We start from the raw sequence: 2762 nt of genomic DNA on the forward strand, positions 1-2762 counted from the left end.
GCCTGCTCGGCGGTGACGTCCTGGGCGGTCGGAACCTCGGCCTCCGCGGCGGCCTTACCGGTCTGGGGCGCGCGCTCGGCCCTGGGCGCCTTCTCCGCCTTCGGCGCACCCGCCGGAGCGGACACCCGGCGGCTCGCCCGGCGCCGCGTACGGCCACGGGTGGCCGCCGCCTCCGCCTCGGCGACGCTGCTGTACAGCTCCTCGTCCGGTGCGAACTCGGGCGCCGGCAGGGCCACCGGCTCGGCGGCCTCGGCGGCCACCTCCACGGCGGTCTCCACCTCGGGCTCGACGGCCTCGCCGGTCTCCACGGCCACGGCGGCGGTCTCGTGCACGTGCTCGTGCGCCGGCTCCGCCGCCTCGGCGCCCCGGCCGCGCTTCTTGCGCTTGCCGCCGCCACCGTTCGCGGTCGCCTGGTCCAGGTGGACGATGACACCGCGCCCGTTGCAGTGGACACAGGTCTCGGAGAACGACTCCAGCAGGCCCTGGCCGACCCGCTTGCGGGTCATCTGGACCAGGCCCAGCGAGGTCACCTCGGCCACCTGGTGCTTCGTGCGGTCGCGGCCCAGGCACTCCAGCAGGCGGCGCAGCACCAGGTCCCGGTTCGACTCCAGGACCATGTCGATGAAGTCGATCACGATGATGCCGCCGAGGTCGCGCAGCCGGAGCTGGCGCACGATCTCCTCGGCCGCCTCCAGGTTGTTCCTGGTGACCGTCTCCTCCAAGTTGCCGCCCTGGCCGGTGAACTTGCCGGTGTTGACGTCGATGACGACCATCGCCTCGGTCCGGTCGATCACCAGCGAACCGCCGCTGGGCAGCCAGACCTTGCGGTCCAGCGCCTTGGCGAGCTGCTCGTCGATCCGGTAGGTGGCGAAGACGTCGACCTCGGAGGTCCACTTCGACAGCCGACCGGCCAGGTCGGGGGCGACGTGTGAGACGTACCCGTGGATCGTCTGCCAGGCCTCGTCACCGCTGACGATGACCTTGGAGAAGTCCTCGTTGAAGATGTCGCGCACGACCCGGACGGTCATGTCCGGCTCGCCGTACAGCAGCGTCGGAGCGTTGCCGCCGTTCTTGGCCTTCTTCTGGATCTCCTCCCACTGCGCCTGCAGCCGCTCGACGTCCCGGCGCAGCTCGTCCTCGCTCGCGCCCTCGGCGGCGGTGCGCACGATGACGCCCGCGTCCTCGGGGACGATCTTCTTGAGGATGGTCTTCAGCCGGGCCCGCTCGGTGTCGGGCAGCTTGCGGCTGATGCCGGTCATCGAGCCCTCGGGGACGTACACGAGGTAGCGCCCAGGGAGGGAGACCTGGCTGGTGAGCCGCGCGCCCTTGTGCCCGATCGGGTCCTTCGTGACCTGCACGAGGACGGACTGGCCGGACTTCAGGGCGGACTCGATCCGGCGCGGCCCGCCCGACATGCCGAGCGCCTCGAAGTTGACCTCGCCGGCGTACAGGACCGCGTTGCGGCCCTTGCCGATGTCGATGAAGGCGGCCTCCATCGACGGCAGCACGTTCTGGACCTTGCCCAGGTAGACGTTGCCGACGTACGAGGTCGACTGCTCCTTGTTGACGTAGTGCTCGACGAGCACGCCGTCCTCCAGGACGCCGATCTGCGTGCGCTCGCCGTGCTGGCGGACGACCATCACGCGCTCGACGGCCTCGCGGCGGGCCAGGAACTCGGCCTCGGTGATGATCGGGACGCGGCGGCGCCCCTGCTCACGGCCTTCCCGGCGGCGCTGCTTCTTGGCCTCCAGACGGGTCGAGCCCTTGATGGACTGCACCTCGTCGGACGGCTCGCTGGGCTTGCGCGGCTCGCGGACCTTGACGACCGTGCGCTCCGGGTCGTCCTCGGACGGCTCGGTGTCCACGGAGGTGTCACCGGCACGGCGGCGGCGACGGCGACGCCGGCGGCTGCTGGAGCTGGAGCCGCCGGCCTCCTCGCCGCGCGCCTCCTCGGCGTCCTCTTCCTCCTGCTCGGCGGTGTCCTCGGCGTCCTGCGCGGCCTGCTCGGCGGCCAGTTCGTCGGCGTCCGCACCCTCGCCGGACTCGCCCTCGGCCGCGTCACCGCGCCGGCGGCGGCGTCCGCCACGGCGGCGGCGACGGCGCGATCCGGACTCCTCGTAACCCTCGGCGCCCTCGGTCTCGTCGCCCTCCTCGCCCTCGGCGAGGTCCTCGGCGGCCTCCTCGGCCTCCTCCGGCTCCTCGTCCTCGGCGGCGGCCTCGACCGGCCTGCTCTCCTCGGCGGCACCACGGCGACGCCGGCGCCGGCGGCCACCGGTCTCGACGCGCTCCTCGGCGTACTCCTCGGTCTCTTCGGCCTCGGTGACCTCGGTGACCTCGGCGGCCTCGGCAGCCGCCTCGGCGGCGGCCCGCTCCGGCGTCTGGAACTTGGGCTCGGTGAACACCGGCGGCTGGAAGACGGCGACGGCGGGGCGGGCGGGCCGGCGCGGGGCGTCGGCCTCCTCCGCCTCGGCGGTGCGCGCGGCGGCGGGCCGCGCGGGCTCGGCGAACCCGGACGCGGCGCGGACGACCCGGCGCCGGGCGCGGCGCGGCGCGGCGGCCTCGGCCTCGGCGGCCGGTGCGGGAGCCTGCGGCGCCGGGGCGGGCTGGGTGGCTGCGGCCGGCTCGGTGGTGTGCGTGGTCGCGGGGACCTCCGGGGTGTGGGTGGTCACCGCTTCCCCGGCCTCCGCGGCCTCCTCGGCGGCGGGAGCGGTCTCGGGCGCGGACACCCGGCGGGTGGCACGGCGGCGCGTACGGCGCGGAGC

General features: G+C 74.4%; 1 protein-coding gene. It reads right to left on the bottom strand.

The window, feature by feature from the left end; all coding sequences use genetic code 11:
- Positions 1-2762: Rne/Rng family ribonuclease (locus ABZV94_RS41110; RefSeq protein ID WP_356350162.1), on the bottom strand; the 2762-nt coding region annotated here is incomplete at both ends.

This window comes from Streptomyces sp. NPDC004658 (assembly GCF_040609555.1).
Taxonomy (GTDB): domain Bacteria; phylum Actinomycetota; class Actinomycetes; order Streptomycetales; family Streptomycetaceae; genus Streptomyces.